The sequence below is a fragment of the Dorea longicatena genome, assembly GCF_025150085.1.
Classification (GTDB): Bacteria; Bacillota; Clostridia; order Lachnospirales; family Lachnospiraceae; genus Dorea_A; species Dorea_A longicatena.
Window position 1 is genome coordinate 1,230,803 of sequence record NZ_CP102280.1, and the last position, 24,389, is coordinate 1,255,191.

At 40.6% G+C, this 24,389-nt stretch carries 35 protein-coding genes and 1 pseudogene; 28 read left to right on the forward strand and 8 right to left on the reverse strand.

Annotated elements, in window-relative coordinates; all coding sequences use genetic code 11:
• Nucleotides 1-5 precede the first annotated feature (5 nt).
• A complete protein-coding gene (gene rseP / locus NQ508_RS05750; RefSeq protein ID WP_044919644.1) occupies nt 6-1,043 on the forward strand; it encodes an RIP metalloprotease RseP in 1,038 nt (345 codons plus the stop codon).
• A 101-nt stretch (nt 1,044-1,144) separates the two neighbouring features.
• Here the strand turns inward: rseP and NQ508_RS05755 are convergent, their stop codons facing one another.
• From NQ508_RS05755 to NQ508_RS05785, 7 genes and pseudogenes are all read right to left on the reverse strand, one after another.
• Entirely contained in the window at nt 1,145-1,357 is a 213-nt protein-coding gene (locus NQ508_RS05755) for a holin (RefSeq protein WP_006426846.1), read from the reverse strand.
• Between the two features lie 59 nt (nt 1,358-1,416).
• Nucleotides 1,417-1,809 (reverse strand): annotated as a pseudogene (locus NQ508_RS05760) (peptidoglycan-binding domain-containing protein); the annotation flags it as partial.
• A gap of 59 nt (nt 1,810-1,868) precedes the next feature.
• Nucleotides 1,869-3,350 (reverse strand): recombinase family protein, encoded by a 1,482-nt coding sequence (locus tag NQ508_RS05765; protein WP_006426844.1) that lies wholly within the window; start codon nt 3,348-3,350, stop codon nt 1,869-1,871.
• 189 nt (nt 3,351-3,539) lie between these two features.
• The gene (locus NQ508_RS05770; RefSeq protein ID WP_330370982.1) at nt 3,540-3,950 is read right to left on the reverse strand and encodes a hypothetical protein; all 411 of its coding nucleotides are present in this window, start codon (nt 3,948-3,950) and stop codon (nt 3,540-3,542) included.
• A gap of 73 nt (nt 3,951-4,023) precedes the next feature.
• Nucleotides 4,024-5,073 carry a type I restriction endonuclease gene (locus tag NQ508_RS05775; protein ID WP_006426842.1) on the reverse strand — a complete coding sequence of 350 codons (1,050 nt, stop codon included), beginning with the start codon at nt 5,071-5,073 and terminating at the stop codon, nt 4,024-4,026.
• A gap of 22 nt (nt 5,074-5,095) precedes the next feature.
• Nucleotides 5,096-5,494 carry a hypothetical protein gene (locus tag NQ508_RS05780; protein WP_207635648.1) on the reverse strand — a complete coding sequence of 133 codons (399 nt, stop codon included), beginning with the start codon at nt 5,492-5,494 and terminating at the stop codon, nt 5,096-5,098.
• Complete coding sequence (locus tag NQ508_RS05785; protein WP_006426840.1) at nt 5,475-5,852, reverse strand: helix-turn-helix domain-containing protein; 378 nt, start codon at nt 5,850-5,852, stop codon at nt 5,475-5,477. Before NQ508_RS05785 ends, NQ508_RS05780 begins: the two co-directional genes overlap by 20 nt.
• A gap of 221 nt (nt 5,853-6,073) precedes the next feature.
• On the opposite strand from NQ508_RS05785, the gene NQ508_RS05790 reads away from it, so the two are divergent.
• Complete coding sequence (locus NQ508_RS05790; protein ID WP_044919642.1) at nt 6,074-6,295, forward strand: helix-turn-helix domain-containing protein; 222 nt, start codon at nt 6,074-6,076, stop codon at nt 6,293-6,295.
• A 115-nt stretch (nt 6,296-6,410) separates the two neighbouring features.
• On the opposite strand, the gene NQ508_RS05795 is transcribed toward NQ508_RS05790, so the two are convergent.
• A complete protein-coding gene (locus NQ508_RS05795) occupies nt 6,411-7,019 on the reverse strand; it encodes a hypothetical protein (RefSeq protein WP_259829043.1) in 609 nt (202 codons plus the stop codon).
• 95 nt (nt 7,020-7,114) lie between these two features.
• Between NQ508_RS05795 and NQ508_RS05800 the strand changes: the two genes are divergently transcribed.
• The 26 genes from NQ508_RS05800 (at nt 7,115) to NQ508_RS05925 (ending at nt 24,255) form a co-directional block, all read left to right on the forward strand.
• A complete protein-coding gene (locus tag NQ508_RS05800; protein ID WP_155115957.1) occupies nt 7,115-7,258 on the forward strand; it encodes a hypothetical protein in 144 nt (47 codons plus the stop codon).
• A gap of 21 nt (nt 7,259-7,279) precedes the next feature.
• Nucleotides 7,280-7,408: a hypothetical protein gene (locus tag NQ508_RS05805; RefSeq protein WP_006426836.1), complete on the forward strand. Its 129-nt coding sequence runs from the start codon at nt 7,280-7,282 to the stop codon at nt 7,406-7,408.
• 117 nt (nt 7,409-7,525) lie between these two features.
• On the forward strand, nt 7,526-7,738 hold the full coding sequence (locus NQ508_RS05810; RefSeq protein ID WP_242654659.1) for a hypothetical protein: 213 nt from the start codon (nt 7,526-7,528) through the stop codon (nt 7,736-7,738).
• Nucleotides 7,735-8,106: a DUF3846 domain-containing protein gene (locus tag NQ508_RS05815; RefSeq protein ID WP_006426834.1), complete on the forward strand. Its 372-nt coding sequence runs from the start codon at nt 7,735-7,737 to the stop codon at nt 8,104-8,106. The genes NQ508_RS05810 and NQ508_RS05815 overlap by 4 nt, the downstream gene beginning before the upstream one ends.
• A gap of 2 nt (nt 8,107-8,108) precedes the next feature.
• Nucleotides 8,109-9,416 (forward strand): AAA family ATPase, encoded by a 1,308-nt coding sequence (locus tag NQ508_RS05820; RefSeq protein WP_006426832.1) that lies wholly within the window; start codon nt 8,109-8,111, stop codon nt 9,414-9,416.
• Nucleotides 9,416-10,555 carry an ATP-binding protein gene (locus tag NQ508_RS05825; protein ID WP_006426831.1) on the forward strand — a complete coding sequence of 380 codons (1,140 nt, stop codon included), beginning with the start codon at nt 9,416-9,418 and terminating at the stop codon, nt 10,553-10,555. The genes NQ508_RS05820 and NQ508_RS05825 overlap by 1 nt, the downstream gene beginning before the upstream one ends.
• 17 nt (nt 10,556-10,572) lie before the next feature.
• The gene (locus NQ508_RS05830) at nt 10,573-11,016 is read left to right on the forward strand and encodes a hypothetical protein (RefSeq protein ID WP_006426830.1); all 444 of its coding nucleotides are present in this window, start codon (nt 10,573-10,575) and stop codon (nt 11,014-11,016) included.
• Nucleotides 11,017-12,603, forward strand: a complete 1,587-nt coding sequence (locus NQ508_RS05835) for a DEAD/DEAH box helicase (RefSeq protein ID WP_006426829.1) — start codon at nt 11,017-11,019, stop codon at nt 12,601-12,603.
• A gap of 2 nt (nt 12,604-12,605) precedes the next feature.
• Nucleotides 12,606-14,858: an AAA family ATPase gene (locus tag NQ508_RS05840; protein ID WP_006426828.1), complete on the forward strand. Its 2,253-nt coding sequence runs from the start codon at nt 12,606-12,608 to the stop codon at nt 14,856-14,858.
• Between the two features lie 275 nt (nt 14,859-15,133).
• Nucleotides 15,134-15,346 carry a hypothetical protein gene (locus NQ508_RS05845; protein WP_006426827.1) on the forward strand — a complete coding sequence of 71 codons (213 nt, stop codon included), beginning with the start codon at nt 15,134-15,136 and terminating at the stop codon, nt 15,344-15,346.
• A complete protein-coding gene (locus NQ508_RS05850) occupies nt 15,312-15,737 on the forward strand; it encodes a RusA family crossover junction endodeoxyribonuclease (RefSeq protein ID WP_006426826.1) in 426 nt (141 codons plus the stop codon). The genes NQ508_RS05845 and NQ508_RS05850 overlap by 35 nt, the downstream gene beginning before the upstream one ends.
• Complete coding sequence (locus NQ508_RS05855) at nt 15,737-15,967, forward strand: hypothetical protein (RefSeq protein WP_006426825.1); 231 nt, start codon at nt 15,737-15,739, stop codon at nt 15,965-15,967. The genes NQ508_RS05850 and NQ508_RS05855 overlap by 1 nt, the downstream gene beginning before the upstream one ends.
• Before the next feature lie 3 nt (nt 15,968-15,970).
• Nucleotides 15,971-16,297 carry a hypothetical protein gene (locus NQ508_RS05860; RefSeq protein ID WP_006426824.1) on the forward strand — a complete coding sequence of 109 codons (327 nt, stop codon included), beginning with the start codon at nt 15,971-15,973 and terminating at the stop codon, nt 16,295-16,297.
• A complete protein-coding gene (locus NQ508_RS05865) occupies nt 16,294-16,650 on the forward strand; it encodes a hypothetical protein (protein ID WP_006426823.1) in 357 nt (118 codons plus the stop codon). Before NQ508_RS05860 ends, NQ508_RS05865 begins: the two co-directional genes overlap by 4 nt.
• On the forward strand, nt 16,651-16,836 hold the full coding sequence (locus NQ508_RS05870) for a hypothetical protein (RefSeq protein ID WP_006426822.1): 186 nt from the start codon (nt 16,651-16,653) through the stop codon (nt 16,834-16,836).
• Nucleotides 16,829-17,083, forward strand: coding sequence for a hypothetical protein (locus NQ508_RS05875; protein ID WP_006426821.1), 255 nt, complete (start codon nt 16,829-16,831; stop codon nt 17,081-17,083). The genes NQ508_RS05870 and NQ508_RS05875 overlap by 8 nt, the downstream gene beginning before the upstream one ends.
• Nucleotides 17,061-17,477 (forward strand): sigma factor-like helix-turn-helix DNA-binding protein, encoded by a 417-nt coding sequence (locus tag NQ508_RS05880; protein ID WP_006426820.1) that lies wholly within the window; start codon nt 17,061-17,063, stop codon nt 17,475-17,477. The genes NQ508_RS05875 and NQ508_RS05880 overlap by 23 nt, the downstream gene beginning before the upstream one ends.
• Nucleotides 17,478-17,672: 195 nt before the next feature.
• On the forward strand, nt 17,673-18,230 hold the full coding sequence (locus tag NQ508_RS05885) for a hypothetical protein (RefSeq protein ID WP_006426819.1): 558 nt from the start codon (nt 17,673-17,675) through the stop codon (nt 18,228-18,230).
• A gap of 14 nt (nt 18,231-18,244) precedes the next feature.
• Nucleotides 18,245-18,673 carry a hypothetical protein gene (locus tag NQ508_RS05890; protein ID WP_006426818.1) on the forward strand — a complete coding sequence of 143 codons (429 nt, stop codon included), beginning with the start codon at nt 18,245-18,247 and terminating at the stop codon, nt 18,671-18,673.
• Nucleotides 18,674-18,766: 93 nt separating this feature from the next.
• A complete protein-coding gene (terS, locus tag NQ508_RS05895; protein WP_044919639.1) occupies nt 18,767-19,537 on the forward strand; it encodes a phage terminase small subunit in 771 nt (256 codons plus the stop codon).
• On the forward strand, nt 19,455-20,858 hold the full coding sequence (locus NQ508_RS05900) for a PBSX family phage terminase large subunit (protein WP_242654657.1): 1,404 nt from the start codon (nt 19,455-19,457) through the stop codon (nt 20,856-20,858). The genes terS and NQ508_RS05900 overlap by 83 nt, the downstream gene beginning before the upstream one ends.
• Nucleotides 20,845-22,254, forward strand: a complete 1,410-nt coding sequence (locus tag NQ508_RS05905; RefSeq protein WP_006426815.1) for a phage portal protein — start codon at nt 20,845-20,847, stop codon at nt 22,252-22,254. The genes NQ508_RS05900 and NQ508_RS05905 overlap by 14 nt, the downstream gene beginning before the upstream one ends.
• 1 nt (nt 22,255) lies before the next feature.
• Complete coding sequence (locus NQ508_RS05910; RefSeq protein ID WP_006426814.1) at nt 22,256-23,020, forward strand: phage minor capsid protein; 765 nt, start codon at nt 22,256-22,258, stop codon at nt 23,018-23,020.
• Between the two features lie 61 nt (nt 23,021-23,081).
• Complete coding sequence (locus NQ508_RS05915) at nt 23,082-23,267, forward strand: hypothetical protein (RefSeq protein WP_006426813.1); 186 nt, start codon at nt 23,082-23,084, stop codon at nt 23,265-23,267.
• Nucleotides 23,268-23,385: 118 nt separating this feature from the next.
• Entirely contained in the window at nt 23,386-23,583 is a 198-nt protein-coding gene (locus NQ508_RS05920; protein WP_044919634.1) for a hypothetical protein, read from the forward strand.
• Between the two features lie 3 nt (nt 23,584-23,586).
• Nucleotides 23,587-24,255 (forward strand): AP2 domain-containing protein, encoded by a 669-nt coding sequence (locus NQ508_RS05925; protein ID WP_006426811.1) that lies wholly within the window; start codon nt 23,587-23,589, stop codon nt 24,253-24,255.
• Nucleotides 24,256-24,389 lie beyond the last annotated feature (134 nt).

Genomic DNA, 24,389 nt, shown 5'->3' on the forward strand with positions numbered 1-24,389 from the left:
TAAATTTGGGAATTATATTAGCAATCTTATTATTCAGCTTCATCATATTTTTTCATGAGCTGGGTCATTTCTTACTGGCGAAGAAAAATGGAATTGATGTAGATGAGTTTGCTATAGGAATGGGACCGGCAATCTATTCAAAAGAATATAAAGGGACCAAATACGCCGTGCGTATCCTTCCGATCGGAGGGTTCTGTGCGATGGGGGAAGACGAAGAAGCGAATGATTCGCCGAACAATTTTAATAACAAATCTGTCTGGGCGAGAATCTCTGTCATAGCGGCAGGGCCTGTGTTCAACTTTATCCTGGCTTTTATATTTGCCATGATCATTACAGCGATGGTCGGCTATGATAAGCCGGTGATCGGAGCAGTAGAATCAGGCTATCCTGCTGCAGAAGCAGGCCTGAAAAAAGGTGATGAGATCGTACAGATGGGAAACAAAAAGATCCATATCTTCCGTGAAGTCAGCTTTTACAATCAGTTTCATTCTAATGAGGATGTGGCTGTTACCGTGTTAAGAAACGGAAAAGAAAAGACGGTCACACTGACACCAAAGATGGATAAAGAACTGGGCTATAAGAGATTAGGAATAGGAAGTTCCGGTTATAGCAAGGCAAATCTGTTGACGGCTTTTCAATATGGCGGATATGAAGTGAAATTCTGGATATGTACAACTGTCGATAGCTTGAAGATGCTTGTGACAGGCCAGATTGGAGTAAATGAACTTTCGGGCCCTGTGGGAATTGTAAGTACTGTAGATACAACCTATAAAGAAAGCCGTTCTTATGGAGTATTTGCAGTTGTGGTACAGATGTTAAATATGGCAATATTGTTGTCTGCGAATCTTGGTGTTATGAATTTGCTGCCACTCCCGGCATTAGATGGGGGACGTCTGGTATTTCTTTTTGTGGAGGCAATCAGAGGAAAACGTGTGCCACCAGAGAAAGAGGGATATGTACATCTGGCAGGAATCATACTATTGATGTTGTTGATGGTATTTGTAATGTTTAATGATATTAATAGAATATTTTTGGGCAGGTAGAAGTGCTGGCAGATCTATCAAAAAATCATCCCCCTTAGGTAGAAAATAGATAAAGTCTACTTAAGGGGGACTTTTGATACAAAAGTATACAAAAGAGAGCATTATTTGTTTTCGGAATTACATTCCGGCAAACCGGTAATACTGGTTAGCAGTGATAATATTCCGGCCAGCATGGATGTGGAAATTACTAATTTCGTGTCTATCTGCCCAAGTACAGTTACGGTTCCAATTGTTGCTATGGCGGTCTGCGCGACAGTCTTTATTGCCCTAATACCGGCACATTTAGCCCATTTTTTCCAATCTTTTGCTTTCATGTTACCATCCTTTCTTTTCAGGGGTGATTAAGCCGTTTATCATTAGAGCGATTCGATTATTATCCATACAGTTCAGCAATTCGTGATACGCCTACGTAAATTTCGGAAATTTTATACCATGTAGTATAATCGACTGTTCCGGTCTGTGGCAGTCCGAATACTTTCTGGAATGTACGGACTGATTCTGCAGTTGCAGGTCCGTAAATCCCGTCAGCAGTAATTTTCGGAATAGCAGGATAAGCACCTGCTATGACATTTAATTGTTCCTGCATCTGCAAAACTTTATTGCCGGAAGAACCAATTTCCAGAGTATAGCCAGGCCAGGAGGATGGGATGCCGGAGATGGCTTCGGCGGTGTTAATGTACATGTCGTCACCGTAGTAGTAACGGAGAATTTCGATAGGGGAATAGCCCTGGTCGCCTAAGGATTTGGATCCCCATTGGGTCAACCAAATTGTCACCACCTATAAAGCACCCGCAAACCCTTGATTTTACTGGGCTTGCGGGCATTTTACCTGTATAGGAAAAAGTAGATTTTAAGAGAATCGTTCTTGCGATCGTAGATAATCTTGTCGATGATCTGCTTCAGGGCTTCGTTCTTTTGCACATATGTATAATTGTTGGAGATGAGAATATCGTACACACTCCGGACCTTCTGCAGCATGGCATCCGCTGGATCCTGATCAGATTTACGTGCTGCCTTTTTCAATTCCTTTAATTGTTGTTCTAAGGATTCCCGTTCTTTCTGAATGATAGCTTTATTCGCTTTATATTCTTCCAGTGTATCAATCCCTTCCCGGTAGGAGGCTTTTATTCGTTCCTCTTTGCCGGTTAAACTTTCCAATTGTTCTGTTATAGCCTTGCGCTCATCAAACTGCTCTGTGGGTTGATATTCACGCAATTCATAGACAATATCTTTGGTATCCAATACTTCTTTGATACTGTCCAGAACTTCCTTTTCAAGGACCAGTGAGCTGATGCCGTTCGGTTTTTTGCATTTTCCTTTGCTATATCCGTAGCAGGAGAAGTAAGAATATTTTTCCCCATTGACTCGTTTCATAGTGGTTGAGGTTAAGGTGCGTCCGCAATCCGGGCATTTCAGCAGTCCGGAGAGCCAGTGCTTATAAGTGGAAGAGGGGCGCTTGCCGACCGGCTTGTAGGTGGCTTTAAATCGTTCCTGTGCCGATTCAAACAATTCCTTTGATATAATAGCCGGCTGTTGCCCTTCTGTAACAATCCATTCGTCCTTATCTTTGATACGATTGGTGCTGTTCTCTGTCCGGTTCCACCGGATCATGCCACAATAGGAAGGATTCTGGATGATGTATTCGACAGATCTTCGCTCAAATGGCTTTCCGTGCGAAGTCTTGAGCCCTAAAGAATTTAGGTATCTGGCGATATCAAAGAAGCTCATGCCTTCATTTGTGTATTTTTCGAATATAGTCCGAACAATCTTTGCTTCTTCCGGAATAATCACCGGCGGCTTGCTATGCTCCACAACCTTGTAGCCAAGCGGCGGACGTGCCTGGTATGCTCCGCGGAGTGCATTTTCTTTCATACCTCGATACACTTCGCCAGATAACCGGATAGAGTAGTATTCGTCCATCCATTCGATGATACGCTCGATCAGGCTGCCGAAAGGATCATCGGAGAGTGGTTCGGATACACTCACGACATCTACATTATGTTGCTTTTTTAATAGAGATTTATAAACGATAGATTCTTCCTGATTCCGGGCAAACCTGGAAAACTTCCATACCAGGATCTGATCAACCGGATGATCATCACCTTTGGCCAGTCCGATCATCTCCTGGAAGCCGGGACGCTTATTGGCTTTTCTTCCGGAGATACCTAGATCCGTGAAGATCTTCAGGATTACAATATTGTTCTTGGCTGCATAGTCCCGGAGGAGATGCTCCTGGGAGTCCGGAGAGATCTCTTCCTGATCATGAGTGGATACCCGGATGTAGCCGTATGCATATTTTACGCTCATTGTATCACCTTCCTGTAATTATATGTGCGATGTCGCACAAAAATGGGTACAAAAATAACACCTATACGGTGCCGGATTTTTGTGATACAATATTCTTGTTGAGGGAGTACTGTATCGAGCGAATCCTTCGCCGTATATATTACTCGGGATTTCCCCGGTGTTTGATAGGCACCGGGGAATTTTTATTCGTTATTTTTCTTGATTGTCTTTTCGCTTTTTGACAAGTGCTACTATTGCTAAAATTACGCAAATCAAACACCAACCAGCCCATACGTTTAAATCTGCATAGCTTCCGGCAAGGGCAAATCCAAGTAAAGCACCTATTCCGTATAATACAATAATAGCGATGTTTCCACCTTTACCTCCATTGCGTGTTGCAATAGAAACGATTCCTCCGGCAAGGAGTAGGATTGCTACGACAATTCCAGCGGATCCACCAGCTTCTCCATTTGCTTCAAGTGTGTTACTGATTCCAGCAGCACATGACTGGAAACTGACAAAAACAAATAAAATAATTGACAGTATTCCTGATACGAGTTTCCATGTTTTCATAAGTTTTCCTTCTTTCTTATATGATTTTTTCAGAATGTATTTATTCAATCAGATATCTCCGCCATATAAATACTTTCGTATCAAGAGGGCAGTGTATTTATGGTTAGAGATACTGGATGAATTACATATATCTCTTTACAACTTCTATTAAACGGTTTTTGTATTTGTACAAATCGTTTAAAGAGTCGATATAAATACGCTCGAATTTTTTATTAGCATCCGGGATGAGAAGCTGTTTATTTCTTGCATCAAGATTGAGGCGACAAATCGGTTTTCTATTATTGTCTTTATACAGAATTCCAAAATAACTTTCGGTATCACGGTGAACTATATCTTCAACGGGTACGATACCAGCAAGAAGTCCGCGAATAATGTAGAAACTTTCAATTTCATCTTCCGTTGTAACAATTTTGGATGCAGGTTCTTTGATCGCGGGTTCTGATTCTTCATCTTTATCATAATCGTCAGCTAATGCAGAAGAAATTTTACTATTTACTATTTCATTTACAAAAGAAGAGAAAGCTCGTTTTACCACAGGCGTAAATTTTTCAATTATTCTCTGAGTCTTTTGACCATCGTATATATCCGCTAAAATAAATCGAACAAAGTCTTCTGTCGGAGATTCAAACTGTTTTGTTAAGATGTTTTTTATTTGACTGCTATATTTAAGCTCTTCGGCAGTACTAAATATTTTGTCCTTATCAAAATTATCTTTACAAAATTTTTTTAATTCATTGATGGAAGAATCTTTTAAATTTGCCATGTCTATTTCTAGAAATGGCACAAGATCCATTTTGTTTGATTCTTCTAAATCTGTATAAAAACGATATATTATGCCATTTGTAAGAATGCCAAATTTAGCAGGAGATGTCCCGAAATATCTAAAAAGTTGAGACGAATGTTTGTCGAGTTGCTCTGAGCAACTTTTGCATTCGACTAAAATATTCGGCTGTCCATTTTCAAGGATTGCATAATCAACCTTTTCGCCTTTTTTAATTCCTACATCAGCAATATACTCTGGGCAAAATTCATTTGGATTGAAAACATCATACCCAAGAAGTTGAAATAAAGGCACTACAAGAGACATTTTTGTGGATTCTTCTGTAGTGATGGTGTCTTTTAAAGACAGTATCCTTTCTGAAAATTGTTTAATTACATCATTGAACTCCATACATTTTCCTCTCTTTCATATTTTATAAATCATCACCATATAGATAGTGGTGTTCAGCTCGGTGGAACATATCACAATGTTCCTGAATAAATTCAACACGTTTCTGATCACGAGCAATCCGCTTCTTTAATCGTCTTCGTTCCACTTGCAGTTGTTTGATGCGATCAAGATAGATTTGAGCCGGTTCTGGATCTTTGTGTGGATGATGAGCATAGTATTCAATTTCTTGTACATTACCTTTTAAAAAGTCATCTTTTGTTATATGACTCATGGCATGCTCATATGCCTTAAGCTGAGATTCATAATTCAATCCGGCATTGATCAGTATTGTGTAGCTTCCGTCTTCGTTCGGAACAACCATTTCATTTCCTTTTTTACTAGGAAAGTCCATAAGAACGACATTAACATCCGGTGTCGTCAATATCACCACGTTCCTTTCGTTTAAGCGCGAGAGCCATGCTATGCAGAGCTTTTAAGTCGTCCGGATCCATATCTTTCTGGACATCGAACAGCGCTTTCAGTTCTTTGTTTTCAAATATCTCTTGTGCTACCTGCGCAGTTTCATCATTTAAATAATACTTTTCTGTATCTGATTCATTTCCTGTCATTAAATAGTCGACAGATACATTGAAGTAATCAGCAATTTTCTTTATTTTCGTAGCATTAGGTGTACTGTTTCCTAATTTACTGATATACCCCTTTCCGAATCCAAGAGTTTCTTCGAGCTTGTTCATTGATATTCCATAGTCTTTGCACAAGCTTTTAATACGTTCTTTCATATTTTTGGGCCCTTTCTGAAAAAATCGCAAAAACTTCTTGACATTCTGAATATATCGCGTATAATAAAATTACAAGTTCTGAAAAAATCGCAAAAATAATCAGAATGGCAAATATGCTATTTATTTGTTTGTGGTAATTCAAATTATAGGATATTTTCAGAAGTTAGTCAATAATATTTAGTGATTTTTTCAGAACTTATATTGAAAAAGGAGGTGTAAATTTGATTTACGAAAATATTTGTAAACTTGCAAAAGAACGTGGGATTTCGATTAACAAGTTAGAGGAAAAAGCAAATGTATCGACGGGCAGTATTTGCAAATGGGGAAATAGTGTGAGTCCAACAGTTAAAAACATTAAGAAAGTAGCCGATATTCTGAAATGTACTGTGGATGAATTAATTTCAGCAACAGATGAAACAGGTTCAGAAGAAGGGAGGAAATAAATTGGAAATCGCGGTTGGCCTGTATATTGTTGGAATTACTTTAATAATGGGATATCTGATAAACAAATATCCCAGAGAAACGATAGCTATTATATTCCTTTACATAATGGTGCTATTACAAGTTGTCCAAAAATATTTTCAACAGAAATAGTAAGAACAACATATACGCAACAATCAAAAGACGTGTGGACAAGAAACCTAGTATTAGACTGAAAAAGGCAATTGCTGGTAATTCAATCCATATACAAGCGAATATCATGCGGATTTTTGAATGATATTGTTCGTAGTTGATCCGATAAGAAATGCTGCGGACAGGAATATGTGCTTGCTTACATAAATTGTCATATGTTTTTGAAATTTGATCACAAATTCGAAACCATTGATTATAGCCATATTTATTCTCCTGCAGAGCAGATGGTTTTTCAAGCCAACGAATCTCTTGACGTAAAACGGGGTCAATAAGAAGAGAGTGTGAATTTTCTAATTCATAGTATTTAGAAAGAAAGGGGGATATATCATCGAGAGATACTTCTTTGTAAAGAAAAGGTTCAATTTCTAAAAAGAGTGGGTGATAGACCTTATCGAGTCTTTCACGAGCTACAGTAGAGAGATTAGAGTTTCGACTAATTAGTAAAGTAAAGATGCCAAGCGTGAGCGTGACAGATGGTTCTAATAAAATATTTATAATTTTTCCTAAATTAATGTTTGATACAAACGAAAGCATGTCAATTTTCCTTTCATCATTTGATAGGAAAATTATAACAGAGAACCGCAACAAGTACAAACAGTGATACATAACCTATAAAGAGGTGATGCAGTTTGAAACATATAAACATCGTGATCATCGATGGAGTAGAAAGAGACATGGCTACATTATCTGCAGAGGAGCGAGCAAAGATTGTGAATGAGTTGAATCGTGTAGCTGTTGGATATCTGGGATACCAGAAAGAGAAAACCGCTTAGGCGGTAGAAGGGAGGACAAGCATGAAAAGAAGAGGACCAAGAACAAAATGGCAGAGAATCATCAGAGAAACGGTGTTAGAGATTCTGATCGGTGCCGCAATCGGACTTGCATTTGATGCAATGTTATTTATCTGGTTGCTTGTAAGGTGAAGGAGGTGAGGACGTTGCAAGGAGAAATCAAAAAAGAGCACCCGTATAAGCCGGCAAGCTTTGGGCGCTCAGAAAATTAGTCAACTATATTATATGAGAAGAAAGGGAATTAGTCAAATGATTAAAGCAATATCACAGTCCGTTTGTAGCGGAATAACGGGATGCCAGGTAGAATTACTTGGATCAGGAGCAGAACTGATAAAGGAATATAAAGAAGTTACAGCGGCAATGTATAGATCACTTCGCGGACATATGCCAGAAGAACTGGCAAAGGAAGTTCTGGTAAGTATTACAAAGGAAGCCATTAAACAGGCGGAGGAGAAAAGATGAAGACGCTGAAAATTACAACGGATAGTAAGATATCGATCATCGATCTGAATTTTGATCATGAAAGCTTGAGAGAAGAAGTTGGCGGATATGTAGAGTTGGTGAGAACTCAGAAATTACGGGATTATTTCAAAACCAAAGTAGTCATGATCGTTGATGAAGAAGGTCTTGTGAAGAATCTTCCGGTGAATCCGATGGGATGCTATTTTTACGACACGGACAAACATGGGAATCCTATTGTAGGAGATGTGATCTTAGGCCTGCTGGTTGGATTCGATATGCATGTTACCGGGTTAGGTGATCGGGATGCAGAGCAGTGGATGGAGAAGATGTTAAAAGATTTTCCTATATTGAAAAGAGGAGATGAATAGAGATGGCAGATAGTATCAAGATTAATAAGTTGGAAATTGAAAATGTAAAGAGAATCAAAGCCGTAAAGATTGAACCGACAAAGAACGGATTAACGATCGTCGGTGGGAATAACAATCAGGGAAAGACTTCTGTATTGGATTCTATTGCCTGGGCACTCGGAGGGGATAGATATAAGCCTTCCAATGCAACCAGAGACGGATCAACGATACCGCCAAATTTACATATTGTTATGAGCAATGGTTTGGTTGTAGAGCGCAAAGGAAAGAACAGCAGCTTAAAGGTAACAGATCCGAACGGAAACAAAGGCGGACAGCAGCTGCTCAATGATTTTGTAGAACAGTTGGCGCTGGATCTTCCGAAGTTTATGGAATCCTCCGGAAAAGAAAAAGCGCAGACATTATTAAAAATTATTGGTGTGGGTGATCAGCTGACAGCTTTAGAGCAACAGGAAAAAGAACTTTACAATGAAAGATTGTATGTAGGACGTACAGCTGATCAGAAAGTAAAGTTTGCAAAAGAACAGCCGTATTATCCGGATGCTCCGAAAGATCTGGTGTCTCCATCAGATCTGATTAAACAGCAGCAGGAGATTCTTGCAAGAAACGGTAAGAATGAGGAATACCGCCGGAATGCAGTGAATATGAAAGCGGAATACGATTCCCTGAATATGGAGATTGAGAATCTCAGAAAGATGCTTCAGAAGAAGATGGAACGGCATGAGGCATTATCAGAAGCTTTGGAAGCAGCCAATAAAACGGTAAGTGAGCTCCATGATGAATCAACAGCAGAGCTGGAAGCAAGCATCGCCAATATCGAAGAAATCAATCGTAAAGTCAGAGCGAATCTGGATAAGGATAAGGCAGAGGAAGATGCCAGGGCTTATCAGGACCAGTACAATGAACTGACAAAGAAGATTGAAGGTGTGAGAGATCAGAAGACAGAACTTTTGAATGCTGCAGATCTTCCATTACCGGAATTGTCTGTAAAAGAAGGTGAGCTTATATATAAAGGCCAGCAGTGGGATAACATGTCTGGATCTGACAGACTTAAGGTCTCCACTGCAATTGTTCGAAAGTTGAATCCGAAATGTGGATTCGTGTTATTGGACAAGCTGGAACAGATGGATTTAGTAACATTGAATGAATTTGGACAGTGGCTGGAACAGGAAGGCTTACAGGCGATTGCCACAAGAGTCAGCACCGGAGATGAATGCAGTATCATCATTGAAGATGGTTATGTAGTCAAAGACCTGGAAGCCGGTAAAGCAGAAGCTCCGGCAGCTCCAACATGGAAAGCAGGTGTATTTTAATGGAAATTACGAGAGGAAAAATCCAGAAAGCAAAAAAAGTTGTGATCTATGGTCCTGAAGGTATTGGTAAATCAACATTCGCAGCAAGATTTCCGGGAGCAGTGTTTATTGATACAGAAGGAAGTACTAACGATATGGATGTGGCAAGACTGCCACGTCCTACCAGTTGGAACATGCTTTTTGATGAAATCGAATATATCAAGACGCATACAGATGAGTGCAGAACGTTGGTAATCGATACCGTTGACTGGGCAGAATTGCTTTGCGTGGAACATATTTGTGCTGTTCATAACAAGAAAGGAATTGAAGATTTCGGCTATGGAAATGGATATGTCTACACAAAAGAAGAGTTCGGACGGTTCTTAAATAAGCTGTCGGATCTGATTGAGGTTGGCATTAATGTGGTCCTGACAGCTCATGCACAGCTTCGGAAATTCGAACAGCCGGATGAACTTGGAGCTTATGACCGTTGGGAATTAAAGCTTGGAAAAAAGACACAGTCCCAGACTTCTCCACTGGTTAAGGAATGGGCGGATATGCTGCTTTTTGCAAATTACAAGACATTTTCTGTAGCGGTAGGGAAAGACGGTAAGAAACATAAAGGACAGGGTGGCAAGCGTACCATGTACACCCAGCATCATCCGTGCTGGGATGCAAAGAACCGTTTCGGATTACCAGAAGAATGTGAATTTGATTATTCTGTGATTGCAGAGATTATCGAAGGAACAAAGAAATCTGTGCCGGCTCCTAAAGAAGAAAAGCCGATTGAAATTCAGAAACCATCAGTAAAAGATAATGATTTTATGAATATTCCAAAGGATACAGATGAAAAAGTTGATTTCGATACGGGCGCCAAGGTTGAAGAACCGGTTAAATCAACGGGCACGAAAGTGGAAGATTCTGTATTCCATATTGCAGAGTATATTCCAAAAGCATTAAGAGATCTGATGTATCCAAATTTAGTTTCAGAAGAAGAACTTATGGAAGCAGTATATCAGAGAGGCTTCTTCCCGAAAGGAACGCCCTTTCAGAATCTGCCACAGGAATTTATTGACGGCTGCCTGATCGGAGCATGGCCGCAGGTATTAGATGTAATCAAAACAATGCGGAGTCATTATGATATTCCGTTTGATAAATAAACAGGAGGTATAGATATATGAGTGAAGAATTAAAAGGAAGAGAGTTAGGCTGGGATGATGAAATTGAGAAAGGAGCCGATTATGTGCTCCTTCCGGAAGGTGAATATGATTTCACAATCGAAAGCTTTGAACGTGGACGTTTTGAAGGAAGTGATAAGGCACCGGCATGCCCAAGAGCAGAATTAAAAGTGAAAGTGGAAACTTCGGAAGGTGTGTGCATAATGAATGAGAGTCTTTTATTGTACGACCGTATGCAGTGGAAACTTGCAGAATTCTTCTTGTCTATTGGTGCAGAAGAAGTAAATGGTAAAGTAAAAATGAACTGGAATATTGTCCCAAGAGCAACAGGTCGTGCAATCATCGAACAGCGTGCGGATCGTAAAGATTCAAGTAAAAAATATAATCATGTGAAGAAATTCCTCCCAAAAGCAAAAAAAGAATATAAGGCAGGATCATTTTAAATGGAGCTCCGACCATATCAGCAGCAGGCGAAGGATGCTATTTTCTCTGAATGGGAGAACGGTATCAAGAAAACGCTGCTGGTGTTGCCAACGGGATGCGGAAAAACAATTGTCTTTGCAAAGGTTGCAGAAGAATGTGTTAAGGGAGGAAGCCGCGTCCTGATACTGGCGCATAGAGGTGAACTGCTGGATCAGGCTGCAGATAAAATCGGTAAGTCCACAGGACTCGGCTGTGCAACCGAAAAGGCAGAACAGACATGTTTAGGAAGCTGGTTCCGGATTGTAGTAGGATCCGTACAGAGTATGATGCGAGAGAAAAGATTGAACCAGTTTCCAAATGATTATTTCAATACGATCATCATTGATGAAGCACATCATTGTATTTCAGATAGTTACCAGAAAGTATTGAGACATTTTCCGGATGCGGAAGTCCTTGGTGTAACTGCTACACCGGATCGAGGAGATATGCAAAATCTTGGTACAGTATTTGAAAGCCTGGCTTATGAGTATACTTTGCCAAAAGCAATCAAAGAAGGTTATCTGTCTCCCATAAAAGCAGTAACGATACCACTTAAGATTGATATGTCTGCAGTGGGAGTACAGGCCGGTGACTTCAAGAGCGGTGATATTGCAACAGCATTGGATCCATATCTGGAGAGCATTGCTGAAGAAATGGAAAAGTACTGTAGCAATAAGAAGACGGTTGTGTTTCTTCCACTTGTGAAGACCAGTCAGAAATTCCGGGATATATTAAACAATCATGGGTTTAAAGCTGCGGAAGTAAATGGAGATAGTAAGGACCGTGCAGAGATCTTAGAGGCATTTGATAAGGATCAGTACAATGTACTCTGCAATTCGATGCTGCTTACAGAAGGGTGGGATTGTCCTAGCGTGGATTGCATTGTGGTATTAAGACCGACAAAAGTCAGAAGTTTGTATTGTCAGATGGTAGGTCGTGGAACCAGATTGTCACCAGAAACCAATAAAGATCATCTTTTATTATTGGATTTTCTGTGGCACACAGAACGGCATGAGTTATGCCATCCGGCATCATTGATCTGCGAGAGTGCAGAAGTAGCACAGAAAATGACAGAGAACATGGAAAAGGATGCAGGATGCGTGATTGATATCGAAGAGGCGGAAAAGACAGCATCTGAGGATGTAGTAGCACAGAGAGAAGAGGCATTGGCTAAGCAGCTTTCTGAGATGAAGAGACGCAAGAAAAGGCTGGTAGATCCGCTGCAGTTTGAAATGAGTATTCAGGCAGAAGATCTTTCCGGATACGTGCCTGCATTTGGATGGGAGATGGCTCCACCGTCAGAAGGTCAGAAAAAGACACTTGAAAAGTTAGGGATTCTTCCGGATGCAATTGAAAATGCCGGGAAAGCATCCAAGATTCTGGATCGTTTAGATAAACGTAGAAGAGAGGGGTTAACCACCCCGAAACAGATACGTTTTTTGGAAAGCAGAGGATTTCAGCATGTGGGAACCTGGCAATTTGAAACAGCAAAAAATATGATTGACCGAATCGCTGGCAATGGTTGGAGGGTGCCAAGTGGTATCATTCCGGCAGAATATAGAGGATAAATATGGAACAGCATACAGACTTACAGGAAATAATTGAATATTTGAATCCGGCTGAGCTTGATTACCAGGATTGGGTGAATGTGGGAATGGCATTAAAACATGAAGGCTATTCTGTAGATGTATGGGATACATGGAGTAAAAATGACCGGCGGTATCACTCAGGAGAATGTGAGAAAAAGTGGAATACTTTCCATGGCTCTAATTCTCCGGTTACTGCCGGTACAATTGTTCAGTTAGCCATGGAGAATGGCTGGAAGCCTTCATATACAGCATATGAACTTGGCTGGGATGATGAGATTAGTGCAGAATGTCTTGTGGTAGATCGGTCATGGGTAGAAGGTAAAGAAATACATGAACCTAGAAACTGGGACCCAGTAAATGAGATTACCCGGTATCTGGAAACACTGTTTGATCCAGGAGAAAATGTCGGATATGTAACGGGAAGCTGGGAGAAGACAGATGATAAAGGAACACGCTGGTTACCACAGAAGGGCTGTTGGGACCGTACTGCCGGACAACTGATAGAAGCTTTAAACCATTGCAATGGCGACATAGGCGCTGTTCTTGGTGACTATAATCAAGAGGCGGGAGCGTGGATCCGCTTTAATCCATTAGATGGAAATGGATGTAAAAATGAAAATGTGACAGAATTCCGTTATGCATTGGTCGAGTCTGATGCCATGGATTTGGAACAACAGCATGCGATTATCCGGGAACTAGAACTTCCGGTCGCATGTCTGGTATTTTCCGGAAAGAAAAGCTTGCATGCTATCGTTCATGTGGAAGCTGCAGACTATAATGAATATCGAAAACGTGTGGAGTACTTATATAACATTTGTAAGAAAAATGGATTGATTATAGATACTCAGAATAAGAATCCATCACGTCTTTCGAGACTTCCAGGAGTAATGCGAGCCGGTAAGAAACAGTATATTATCGACACCAATATTGGAAAATCCAGTTGGCAGGAATGGTATGAATGGATTGAATCCATGAATGATGACTTGCCGGATACAGAATCGCTGGAAAGTGTTTGGGATGATCTTCCAGCACTTGCTCCACCACTCATTGAGAATGTGCTGAGACAGGGACATAAGATGCTGATTGCCGGACCGTCCAAAGCTGGTAAATCATTTGCGCTGATAGAGCTGTGTATTGCCATTGCAGAGGGGCGAAAATGGTTCGGCTGGAACTGTAGTCAGGGACGTGTATTATACGTGAATCTGGAGCTGGATAGAGCGTCGTGCTTACATAGATTTAAAGATGTATACGAGGCATTAGGCTGGTCTGCAAAGAACCTTTCTAATATAGATATTTGGAACCTGAGAGGTAAATCAATACCAATGGATAAACTCGCACCGAAGCTGATCAGACGCGCGGCAAAGAAGAATTATATGGCCATTATCATAGATCCTATTTACAAGGTCATTACCGGTGATGAGAACAGTGCTGATCAGATGGCGAACTTCTGCAATCAGTTTGATAAAGTATGCAATGAGTTGGGATGTGCAGTTATTTATTGTCATCACCATAGCAAAGGAAGTCAGGGAGGCAAGAGGTCCATGGACCGTGCATCAGGATCTGGAGTATTCGCCAGAGATCCGGATGCAATGCTTGATTTGATTGAACTGGATGTTACAGACGATCTTCGCAAACAGGAACAGAATAAAACAGTATGTGCGACCTGTCAGACGTATTTAGATAGCCATTTTGGATGGGAAGATGATTTATCTCAGGACGATTTATGTAGCCAGGTACAGATGATGAATTACTGCAGGGAACACTTATCGCCTATGCAGATGCGGGAACTGCAGAAGCAGATAGATACAAACTTGATCACAACGAACACGAAGACAGCGTGGCGTATTGATGGAACTTTAAGAGAGTTTCCGAAGTTCAAACCGGTCAATCTGTGGTTCGATTATCCGATACATCACGCAGATCAGTCCGGAGCATTGGACGATGTGCAGCCGGAAGATGAGAAGCCTAACTGGAAAAAGGGACAGGAAGCTCGCAAGAAGCAAGGCGAGGTCCAGAGGAAGAATAAACAGGCAAAAGTAGACATGGCGATTGAAAGTTTCCGGTTTGAACATCATGATACATACCCAACTGTGAAGGAGTTATACGAGCAGATCAAGAGCAGTTCGGAAGCAGTTGGAGAGAAATATCCGGCAGAAAAAACATTATGGAACTCATTAAAAAAGTATGGATATACGACAGACAAAGAGACGAAAAGGATTATCCCGTTACCATAAATTTTAGGTGGTGGGAACATTCCCAGTTTCTAAAAAATCAAGGTAGTGGGAATCTTCCCGATTTTCTTCCCATTTTCTAGTTTTTAGGTGGTGGGAACATTCCCTCCCGGCACCTATATATAAATATATCCCTATCGGGAACGGGAATGTGCGGGCACCCCCTTTAAAGTGTGGGGCGATTGATGTACGCCCCCACACACAGGCGGGAGCCCACCCAGCACAAGACAGGGTTCAGGGATAAAGAAAAAATTTAATACTTTAAAGAGATGAAGTAAATGAAAAAACTGGATTATAAATTTTTGGAATGTGTAAGAAAGATGCCTCCGCTACAGCATGTGAAGTCAAAACCATTTGATATAACTCAAAGTGAAGTTGCGAAGTGGTTGGCATCTCAGCCAGACATAATGCAAAAGATTTTTGATATGGCTGCTAATCATCATGTGATAGCCTATGATGTCAAAACTCAAACTTGGAGAGGAGCTGATTAATTTGACAGAGTTTTTTATGGCAATGGAACCGCCAACAGTAACACACCAGGAGCACAAGGTCACGATCGTGAATGGCAGACCTGTGTTCTATGATCCACCGGAACTGAAAGCAGCAAAAGAGAAATTGATTGGCAACTTGTATAAATATCGTATCATGGAACCGTACAGAACAGGGGTAAGGCTGATTACCAAGTGGTGCTTCCCGAAGAAGGAACATAAGGACGGAGAGTACCGGATCACAAAGCCAGACACAGACAATCTGCAGAAGATGTTAAAAGACTGCATGACGTTGGTAGGCTTTTGGAAGGACGATGCACTGGTAGCATCTGAGATTACTGAGAAGTTCTGGGCGAAGACACCTGGTATCTATATCCGGATAGAGGAGCTGTGATGAAAGTAAAAGTAATGGCATTTCGTGAAGTATACAATCTGTTTGTGGATGTCTGGGAGCTGTATCGAAAATATGGTGCAAGAAGATTGGATGATGCGGAGTGCGAAGCAGTGACACGAGAAGCGGATGCGATAAACGAAAAATATCAATCAGACCTTGCGAAAGATATGTTGGTAAGTGTGATCAGGGAAGTGTCAAAAGATGCAAGGATGAAGGATGTGGAGGAATAGATCATGGAAAGATTAACACATAAAAGAGAGAACGGTATAAAGCGAGGATACTGGTCCCCGAATAAGAAACAGGAGCTGGTGGATAGACTGGCGATGTATGAAGATCGGGAAGAGAACGATGAGTTCGGCAAGTGGATTCCATATAATGATAGATTGCCGGAGTTAAATATACCAGTTCTTACTCAATGGGGAGTGTATTATTCAGGTGAAATCCGTATTGAAATCTTATATTTGAATGAATTAGGAAGATGGTATGGAGATTCGGGCGAACCAAATGGGAAAGTAATCGCCTGGACACCATTGCCGGATCCATACAGGGAGGAACAATGAAGATAATAATATTTATCATTATCGCCTGCACGCTCTTTGTTGCCTGGAGCTTATGCATTGTAGGAGCAAGTGCAGATGAACAATTGGAAATGATATATGCCAAGGATTTGGAGAGAAAGGAGCAGAGGGAAAAGTTGAGTAGAGTAATACAGTGTGATAGATGTGGGAAGACGTATGAGAAGAATGAGAGATATCAAACAAGAGGTAATGTTGAAGGCAGCGTGCTTTCTGGAATTACTACAATCACAGGTATGGGCCTAAGAGATGAAAGCTATGATCTTTGTGACGAATGTATAGGAGAATTACTTGATTGGCTGCGTAATGAACAAAACGACGAAGGAGCTGAGAAATGATTGAACAGAGGAAGAGACAGAAGACAGGTAAAGCTGGATGATCAGCAACACTATAAGGAGTTGGAAGAAAGTCATGATGCGAAGGCAAGTGAGAGATTCCATACACCAGCTTATCAGAGTTATTCGGTGGAGGATTACTTGCGGAAGATGGGAGTAGACATAAAAGAGGTGACCGGCGATGAGTGAATATGTCGAGTGCTATGAAAACTTAAAAGCAGCAGTTGTAAAGCTGGCAGCGGATGATTACCGGCGGGCATTGATCAGGTTAAGGCGACATCCAAAGGACACGAATGCGCTTCATACAAAAATTGAATGTGAATTATTTTTTCGTAAAGGCATTGAGATGTACAGTGACATGGATGGAGAAGTGCTGATTAAAGAAATTCAGGAAAGAGTAAGGCGTGAGCATAATGAACAGAGAACTGTTAAATAAATACAAGAAAAATAAGCGGGATATTGAGAATCTGGACGGGATCATTGCCAAGCTTCAGGAAAGACTGGACGCAGTACCGGTTGTATCGGGGAAGGTTACAAAGAGTTCGGATGATTTCCCTTACATCGAGGAGCATGTGCAGGTGAGAGTGGAAGAGCCAAAGGCAGCAACTGCATTGAAGATGCGGATCCATGAGAAGGAGAAGAGAAAAGATCAGCTGATCCGGGAGAACGAGAAAGTAGAGAAGTACATAGCCGCAATGCCTGATGGAACGACCAAGGATATATTTGAAATGGTATTCTTGGATGGGATGACGCAGAAAGATGCAGGAATATGCTTGAATTGCACTCAGGGGCGAATAGCACAAATAATTAAAGAAAATTTGCAAGACTAATGACGTTAATAATTTTACTATGTTATTATTATACTGGACATGATGAAAAGACAAAAGACATATGATTAGTTCCCCCACAACCTAATAAAACCGAGAGAGGACACCTGGTGATGCCGGGTGTCTTTTTCGTTGCGTAATGTCGAGAAATGAGATATTATGAGAGTAGGTTTATTAGGTTATTAGGAGGAAATTAGAATGGCATTTGAAAACGGTTATAATATGTTTAATTATTGTGAAGAGCTTTTTGCAAAATATAAAGAAGATAAACTTATATTTTACAAAGCACTTCAGATATTGTCTGTATTTGAAAGGAGAAATGACTATCCATATTGTACAGATGAACTATCAGAAGTATGTGAAAAAATGTTAGGGTATGATTTGAATTGTGTAACAGATTTTTTGTGGAAATACACTTTATCAAATCAAATAGAATGGAATGCGAGAAAAGTTCTGTCGTGCAAAGAAGATAAGGAAGTTAATTTGATTGAAGAATTTACAGAAGAGGAAGGAAATAAGATAGTAACAAATTTTAAAAATGAAATGGAGGCATTCTTTATTACTTTAACACCGTTATTTGAAAATTTATTTATGGGGGAATCCTCTGCTCCTAGAATTGATAGAATTGCACAAAAGCAAACATATGGAGAGGATAAAACAATAAGATTCATTAGAAAAGACGGAGAAACGTTTGATTTTACGGCAACACCAAATGATATAAAGAAAATCATGGATGTATTTTCACATATGGAATAGTGGAGGTGCATAAAATGGATAGTGTAATTCCTATTTCGGATAGAATAAATTCGAGTTTGGGAAAGAGAAAAATCACTCGTATGGAAGAAGGAAAAAACATGGATGATCTGTTGAAATCTTATATTGAAAAAGTGGATAGGGATCAGAGTGAGTTAAGAGAAGATGTTCGTGAAAGCGAAAGGAGAACAGAAAAAAAGATATCCGAATTTGAATATAAAATAGATAATCGTTTAAATAAAATAGAACAGATATTAAATTCTCAAAACGACAAAATAGATGATTTAAAGCAGACGGTTAATGACAAGATGGAAGAAGAGAAGAAGTATAGGCATTCAAACAATATCGCAATAGTAATAGGAGTTGTATCTACTGTTGTAGCTATGATTGGAATATATTATGCAACTATATCGACGATTACAAGCATATTGGGAATAGCTAAGTAAATATTATTGAACTTATGGAAGATTACTAAATATAAATGGCACCCTCTGGGGTGCTTTTCTAATGCAAAAAACAGGAAAGAGAGAGGTGGTGACGTGCCGGATGTAAAAGAACAGATTAAAAATGATTACCTGTCAGGTGTCCCTCCGAAGAAACTATCGGAGGAATATGACACCAGTTTGAATACAATAAAGAGCTGGATCAAACGGTATGGCTGGTCCAAGTTGAAGAAAGAACAGGGTGCACCTTCTAAAGCAGAGGGTGCACCCTCTGTCGTACCCGGAAAAAGGAAACGGGGCGGACAACCAGGTAACAAGAATGCAACCGGTCCGCCGGGGAATAAGCATGCTGAGAAGTTCGGGTTCTTTTCCAAACATCTTCCGGAAGAGACGTTATCCATCATTCAGGAAATGCCGGAAGATCCGCTTGATGTTCTGTGGGACCAGATTCAGATTGCATATGCTGCCATTATCCGGGCACAGAAAATTATGTATGTTCGTGATCAGGAGGATGCGACAACGACAAAGATCGCAGATAGCTCCGGAAATATTTGTTCTGAAAAATGGGAAGTGCAGCAGGCGTGGGACAAGCAGGCAAACTTCTTATCGGCTCAAGCCAGAGCACAGAAGACGCTGGAAGGCATGATTAACCGGTATGAAGATCTGCTGCATAAGAACTGGGACCTTGCTACAGAAGAGCAGAAAGTAAGAATCCTGCAGATCAAAGCTAATACGGAACGAATGAAATCCAGTGGCAACGATGATGGAGAGGATGGTGTGGTGATTGTCAACGACGCGCCAACAGGTGAAGATATCGGACATTGTGATACCGAAGTATCTGGCAATATTCAACAACAGAAAAGTTAAGCACATTATCCTGACTTCCGGACGTGCCGGAACAAAGTCCAGTTATGCTGCTATTCGAACCGATTACCAGATTGTATCAGATCCACATGGTTCTGCAGTAGTTCTTCGCAAGCATCATAACAAGCTCCGAAAGACGGTGTACAAAGAAATGATCAGAGGGATTAACCGGTTGGGAATTTCGAAGAACAAGTTCACAATCACGAAATCCCCGATGGAAATTACTTATAAAAAATACGGCACGACCATTTACTTCTCCGGATCAGACGGCATCGACGATACGAAAGGTATTATTGATGAGGATAAGCCGATCAAGCTGGTAGTATTGGATGAGCTGACGGAGTTCTTCGATGATGGGGAAGGCGAAGATGAATTGAGCAATATCGAAGCAACATTCGTTCGAGGAAATGACAGTGATTTCCAGATGATCTATCTGTATAACCCGCCCAAGAATCCAAATGCACCGATCAACCAATGGTGCAAGAAGATGGAAAAGCGTGATGACTGCATTCACATTCATACGGATTACAGAGATGTTCCGGTCAGCTGGTTGGGGCATGCGTTAATCGCATCTGCAGAAGCTATGAAACGGGCAGATGAGAAGATGTATCGGTGGGTATGGCTCGGACAGGCTGTTGGTGTGGATGAGCTGATCTATTACATGTTTGGAGATCGACACAGGAAGAAACCAGATCCGGATAGGCGATATGACCGTATTTATATCGGCGGCGACTACGGACAACAGAACGCAACGACATTTGAAGCATTTGGATTTGACGCATACCGGAAGAAATTTCCGGGACTTGGAGAATATTACCACAGTGGCCGTGAAACCGGAAAACAGAAGAGTCCATCAGAATATGCGAAAGACTTGGTTGAGTTCATGAATGATTTGCATGAACAGTATGACAACAGGGTCTTTTATATTTTCCTTGACCCATCCGCAAAAGGTCTGGCCGAGGAAGTAAGGCGGGCAACCAGGGCAGAAAATCTTGATTATCAGGTATTCTTAAGAGATGCCGAGAATGATGTTGCTTTAGGCATCAGCCGTGTGCAAAAGGTTTTGAGCTTTGACATTATGACCACATCTCCAAAACAGGAATATGCAGTAAGTGAATTTGGAACTTATGAGTATGACAAGAAATCCATTGAAAAAGGCAAGGAAGTACCTGTAAAAGAATATGACCATTGTATGGACGCAATCCGATATTGTGTTATGGGAGCCTGGAAGAGGTTAAAATACTGGCTGCCGAAAGACGAAACGGAAGAAATAGATGTATGTGATATTAGCAGGAAGGAGGTAGAGGACGATGAATATCTTTAATTATTTCAAAAAGAAGGAGATTGATACTGTGGATCCATCCTTTTACCGAAAGATAGCGGAATGGATATCCTGGTATGAGGGAAATGTCCGAAACTTCTCTTTCTACAAGGTATACAGTGGACGTGGAACATACAAACGCTGCAGGCGAAAGAGTATGGGAATGGCGAAGAAGCTGAGTGAAGATATTGCGGATCTCCTTTTGAATGAACGGGTGACAATTACTCTTGATGATGATCAAACGGATGAATATGTGCAGCAGGTTTTGGATGACAACCGTTTCCTTGTGATGGGAAATGATTACCAGGAGCGGAAAGCCTTTACTGGTACAGTGGCGTACATCCCATATTTGGAAGATGTGGAGATTACAGAGGATGGAGAAGTTCTCTCTGGAAGAATTTGCATCAATTACGTGGATGCACCAAATATATACCCGGTAACATGGAATAATGGAAGGGTAACGGAATGCATTTTTGCATTTCCACATACGATTTCAAGAAAAAAATATGTCCAGTTGCAATCTCATCTTTTGGAAAATGGGGAGTACGTGATCAGTAATACTGTATTGCGGTGCGAATCTGGAAGTCAGGAAGGAACGGAACTGACAGAAGAGGAATGGAAATTATTAAAACCATTCAAAACACTTGCAAAAGAAGCAAAAACTGGTTCGGCAGAGCCACAATTCGTTATTGATCGTTTGAATATCACGAATAATGCGGACCAGAATAATCCAATGGGTGTTGCTATATTCGCAAATGCGATTGATACGCTCAAGAAGCTGGATACAGAATATGATTCGTATTGTAATGAATTTGAACTTGGCAGGAAGCGGATATTTGTGAGACCGGAAATGCTGACGAATGAAGACGGCTCTCCGGCGTTTGATCCGGATGATAGTGTGTTCTATGCGCTTCCGGAAGATGATGCCAATGGAGAGGGGCTGTTGAAAGAAATCGACATGTCGCTTCGTGCTGATCAACACAGCAAAGCAATCAATGACGATCTAAATTACCTTTCACTTAAATGCGGATTCGGCACAGATCGATATCAATTCGGAGCAATAGGAGCAAAGACAGCAACAGAGATTATTTCGGAAAATTCGGATATGTATCGTATGATTAAGAAACATGAGATATTGCTTGAGGATGCATTAAAGCAACTGATTCGAATTATCATTCGTTTGGGAATGGTATTGAATGAGCCACTGAATCCAGATGCAGAAATTGTAATTGATTTCGATGATTCGATTATTGAAGATAAGGAAACAGAACGCAATCGCGATCGACAGGATGTGAGCATGGGTGTTATGAGTCATGCGGAATATCGTTCCAAATGGTACGGAGAAACATTGGAAGATGCAGCTGCTAAACTTCCGGAACAGAATCAGGTGATGGAGTAAGATGCGGGATGATTACAAGAATAAGATGGCCAGTAAGATCGCTGCCAGATATCAAGACCTGGAAGAACGGATCATGCAAGATATTGTTCGGAGGATCGTTAAAACTGGTGAGATTACCAGTACTGCAGATTGGCAGATTAATCGGTTACGGATCCTGGGACATTCTTCAGAGGATATCGAACGGGAGATAAAGAAGACGCTCAATGCTTCCTATCCGGAAATGTTTGAGCTGTACGATAAGGTAATCGAAAAGGAATATGTTCGAGATAAGGATGTATATGAGCAGATCAATGCGGAATATATACCGTATGATCAGAACGAGCAGCTTAAGCGGATCACAGAAGCAATTATTGATCAGAGTTGTGAAGATTTGGAGAATGTAACCAATTCGCTTGGATTCTATTTGGATTATGGAAATGGTAGGAAGGTACTGACACCACTTGCACAGGTGTATTCTGGATACCTGGATGCAGCATGTTATGATATCGTAACCGGCGCGTTTGATTATAACAGTGTCCTGAGACGAGTAGTTACACAGCTTACGAATAGCGGACTCAGGAAGATAGATTACTCATCCGGACGAGCTGATCGGGTGGATGTGGCTGCAAGGAGAGCGGTCATGACCGGCGTTGTAAAGCTTACGCATAAGATAACCGAATATCATATGGAACAGCTCGGTTGTGAATATGTGGAAGTGAGTTGGCACGCTGGAGCGAGACCTTCACATTCTGTGTGGCAGGGAAAAGTTTACAAATGGAATAAATAACACTTGACTTCTGTACGTACATAAGTTAATATATTTGTACGGACAAAAGTGAGGTGATAAAATGAGCCCGAGAACAGGAAGACCGACAGATGAACCAAAGACAAAACGAATGGAAGTGAGATTGTCTGTACTAGACGATATAAAGTTAGAATATTGTCGTGAAACACTAGGATTAAATAAGACAGAGGTGGTGAAAAAAGGTATAGACATGGTTTATCAGCAGGCAGTAAATTTAACAAAAAAATAAAACAGTCGTAGCACCGACCAAAGCACAAACGACTGTTTAGGTTAGAAGTTTCCTTCTGTAAATATTATAATGCAGAATGGAACTTCTTTCAACACGAATTTTGAAAGGAGTTTTTATTATGGCGAGAGTCAAGAATACAATGAATGTGATACAAAACACAGAAATTAATACGTATTATGATGCTTCTGTTTTAAATTTCCAAGAGATAAAGAGAAACAGCAAAGGAATTTTTGATTTAATTCATAATAGTTTTACTTTTGGATACGCACAAGGAATGAAAGCTGCCAAAGCTGAAATTCAGCGGGGGGGGGTATAACACATGGGAAAAGCAATAGATTTAACTGGGCAGAAATTTGGAAGATTAACAGTTCTGAAACGTGCGGAAAACTATATTTCGCCTAATGGAGGAAAAAGCGCTCAGTGGTTGTGTAAATGTGAATGTGGAAAAGAAGTAGTTGTTTTGGGGAAGAATCTTAGAAAAGGATTAACCCAATCTTGTGGTTGTCTCCATAAGGAAAGAACATCTAAAATAAATGTAGTACATAAAGCAACAGGCACTCGATTACATAATGAATGGCGCGCAATGAAGGCCAGATGTAACATACCTTCTTGCAGTAATTATGAATATTATGGCGGAAGAGGAATAAAAGTGTGCGATGAATGGATAAATGATTTTGAGGCGTTTAAACAGTGGGCGATAAAAAATGGTTATGCAGATAAATTAACAATAGACCGCATAGATGTAAACGGAGATTATTGTCCTGAAAATTGCAGGTGGATTTCTTTTCAAGAGAATTGTTGGAATCGAGATAAAAAGCCGAGAAAGACAAATACATCAGGTTATCCAGGAGTTATGTGGAGAAAAGATTCGGAAAAATGGAGAGCTTATATTACTGTAGATAAAAAACGTATTAATTTAGGGACATACGATAGAATAGAAGAAGCACTTGAAGCAAGAAAAACAGCGGAAGAAAAATATTGGAAATAAAGCAGAGGGAGCCAAAAGGCTCCTTTTGTTGTGGAGGGGGGTGATGCGAGCATGGCAGATTATCCAGACTTTGTCAGTAGTACAGGTTATGGGACCGGTGAAGGATTAGGAGGTTGGAACTGCTACCATTGACA

What these genes read in the sequence shown, in the direction of transcription:
- NQ508_RS05925 (WP_006426811.1), top strand. Translation starts at nt 23,587, where the DNA reads ATGGGAAAAGCAATAGATTTAACTGGGCAGAAATTTGGAAGATTAACA.
- NQ508_RS05830 (WP_006426830.1), top strand. Translation starts at nt 10,573, where the DNA reads ATGAGTGAAGAATTAAAAGGAAGAGAGTTAGGCTGGGATGATGAAATT.
- NQ508_RS05825 (WP_006426831.1), top strand. Translation starts at nt 9,416, where the DNA reads ATGGAAATTACGAGAGGAAAAATCCAGAAAGCAAAAAAAGTTGTGATC.
- NQ508_RS05810 (WP_242654659.1), top strand. Translation starts at nt 7,526, where the DNA reads ATGATTAAAGCAATATCACAGTCCGTTTGTAGCGGAATAACGGGATGC.
- NQ508_RS05880 (WP_006426820.1), top strand. Translation starts at nt 17,061, where the DNA reads ATGAACAGAGAACTGTTAAATAAATACAAGAAAAATAAGCGGGATATT.
- NQ508_RS05815 (WP_006426834.1), top strand. Translation starts at nt 7,735, where the DNA reads ATGAAGACGCTGAAAATTACAACGGATAGTAAGATATCGATCATCGAT.
- NQ508_RS05775 (WP_006426842.1), bottom strand. Translation starts at nt 5,073, where the DNA reads ATGGAGTTCAATGATGTAATTAAACAATTTTCAGAAAGGATACTGTCT.
- NQ508_RS05860 (WP_006426824.1), top strand. Translation starts at nt 15,971, where the DNA reads ATGGAAAGATTAACACATAAAAGAGAGAACGGTATAAAGCGAGGATAC.
- NQ508_RS05845 (WP_006426827.1), top strand. Translation starts at nt 15,134, where the DNA reads ATGAAAAAACTGGATTATAAATTTTTGGAATGTGTAAGAAAGATGCCT.
- NQ508_RS05905 (WP_006426815.1), top strand. Translation starts at nt 20,845, where the DNA reads ATGAATATCTTTAATTATTTCAAAAAGAAGGAGATTGATACTGTGGAT.
- NQ508_RS05875 (WP_006426821.1), top strand. Translation starts at nt 16,829, where the DNA reads ATGAGTGAATATGTCGAGTGCTATGAAAACTTAAAAGCAGCAGTTGTA.
- NQ508_RS05785 (WP_006426840.1), bottom strand. Translation starts at nt 5,852, where the DNA reads ATGAAAGAACGTATTAAAAGCTTGTGCAAAGACTATGGAATATCAATG.
- NQ508_RS05820 (WP_006426832.1), top strand. Translation starts at nt 8,109, where the DNA reads ATGGCAGATAGTATCAAGATTAATAAGTTGGAAATTGAAAATGTAAAG.
- NQ508_RS05890 (WP_006426818.1), top strand. Translation starts at nt 18,245, where the DNA reads ATGGATAGTGTAATTCCTATTTCGGATAGAATAAATTCGAGTTTGGGA.
- NQ508_RS05865 (WP_006426823.1), top strand. Translation starts at nt 16,294, where the DNA reads ATGAAGATAATAATATTTATCATTATCGCCTGCACGCTCTTTGTTGCC.
- NQ508_RS05840 (WP_006426828.1), top strand. Translation starts at nt 12,606, where the DNA reads ATGGAACAGCATACAGACTTACAGGAAATAATTGAATATTTGAATCCG.
- NQ508_RS05915 (WP_006426813.1), top strand. Translation starts at nt 23,082, where the DNA reads ATGAGCCCGAGAACAGGAAGACCGACAGATGAACCAAAGACAAAACGA.
- NQ508_RS05850 (WP_006426826.1), top strand. Translation starts at nt 15,312, where the DNA reads ATGTCAAAACTCAAACTTGGAGAGGAGCTGATTAATTTGACAGAGTTT.
- NQ508_RS05855 (WP_006426825.1), top strand. Translation starts at nt 15,737, where the DNA reads ATGAAAGTAAAAGTAATGGCATTTCGTGAAGTATACAATCTGTTTGTG.
- NQ508_RS05805 (WP_006426836.1), top strand. Translation starts at nt 7,280, where the DNA reads ATGAAAAGAAGAGGACCAAGAACAAAATGGCAGAGAATCATCAGAGAA.
- NQ508_RS05765 (WP_006426844.1), bottom strand. Translation starts at nt 3,350, where the DNA reads ATGAGCGTAAAATATGCATACGGCTACATCCGGGTATCCACTCATGAT.
- NQ508_RS05835 (WP_006426829.1), top strand. Translation starts at nt 11,017, where the DNA reads ATGGAGCTCCGACCATATCAGCAGCAGGCGAAGGATGCTATTTTCTCT.
- NQ508_RS05885 (WP_006426819.1), top strand. Translation starts at nt 17,673, where the DNA reads ATGGCATTTGAAAACGGTTATAATATGTTTAATTATTGTGAAGAGCTT.
- NQ508_RS05910 (WP_006426814.1), top strand. Translation starts at nt 22,256, where the DNA reads ATGCGGGATGATTACAAGAATAAGATGGCCAGTAAGATCGCTGCCAGA.
- NQ508_RS05755 (WP_006426846.1), bottom strand. Translation starts at nt 1,357, where the DNA reads ATGAAAGCAAAAGATTGGAAAAAATGGGCTAAATGTGCCGGTATTAGG.
- NQ508_RS05795 (WP_259829043.1), bottom strand. Translation starts at nt 7,019, where the DNA reads ATGCTTTCGTTTGTATCAAACATTAATTTAGGAAAAATTATAAATATT.
- NQ508_RS05920 (WP_044919634.1), top strand. Translation starts at nt 23,386, where the DNA reads ATGGCGAGAGTCAAGAATACAATGAATGTGATACAAAACACAGAAATT.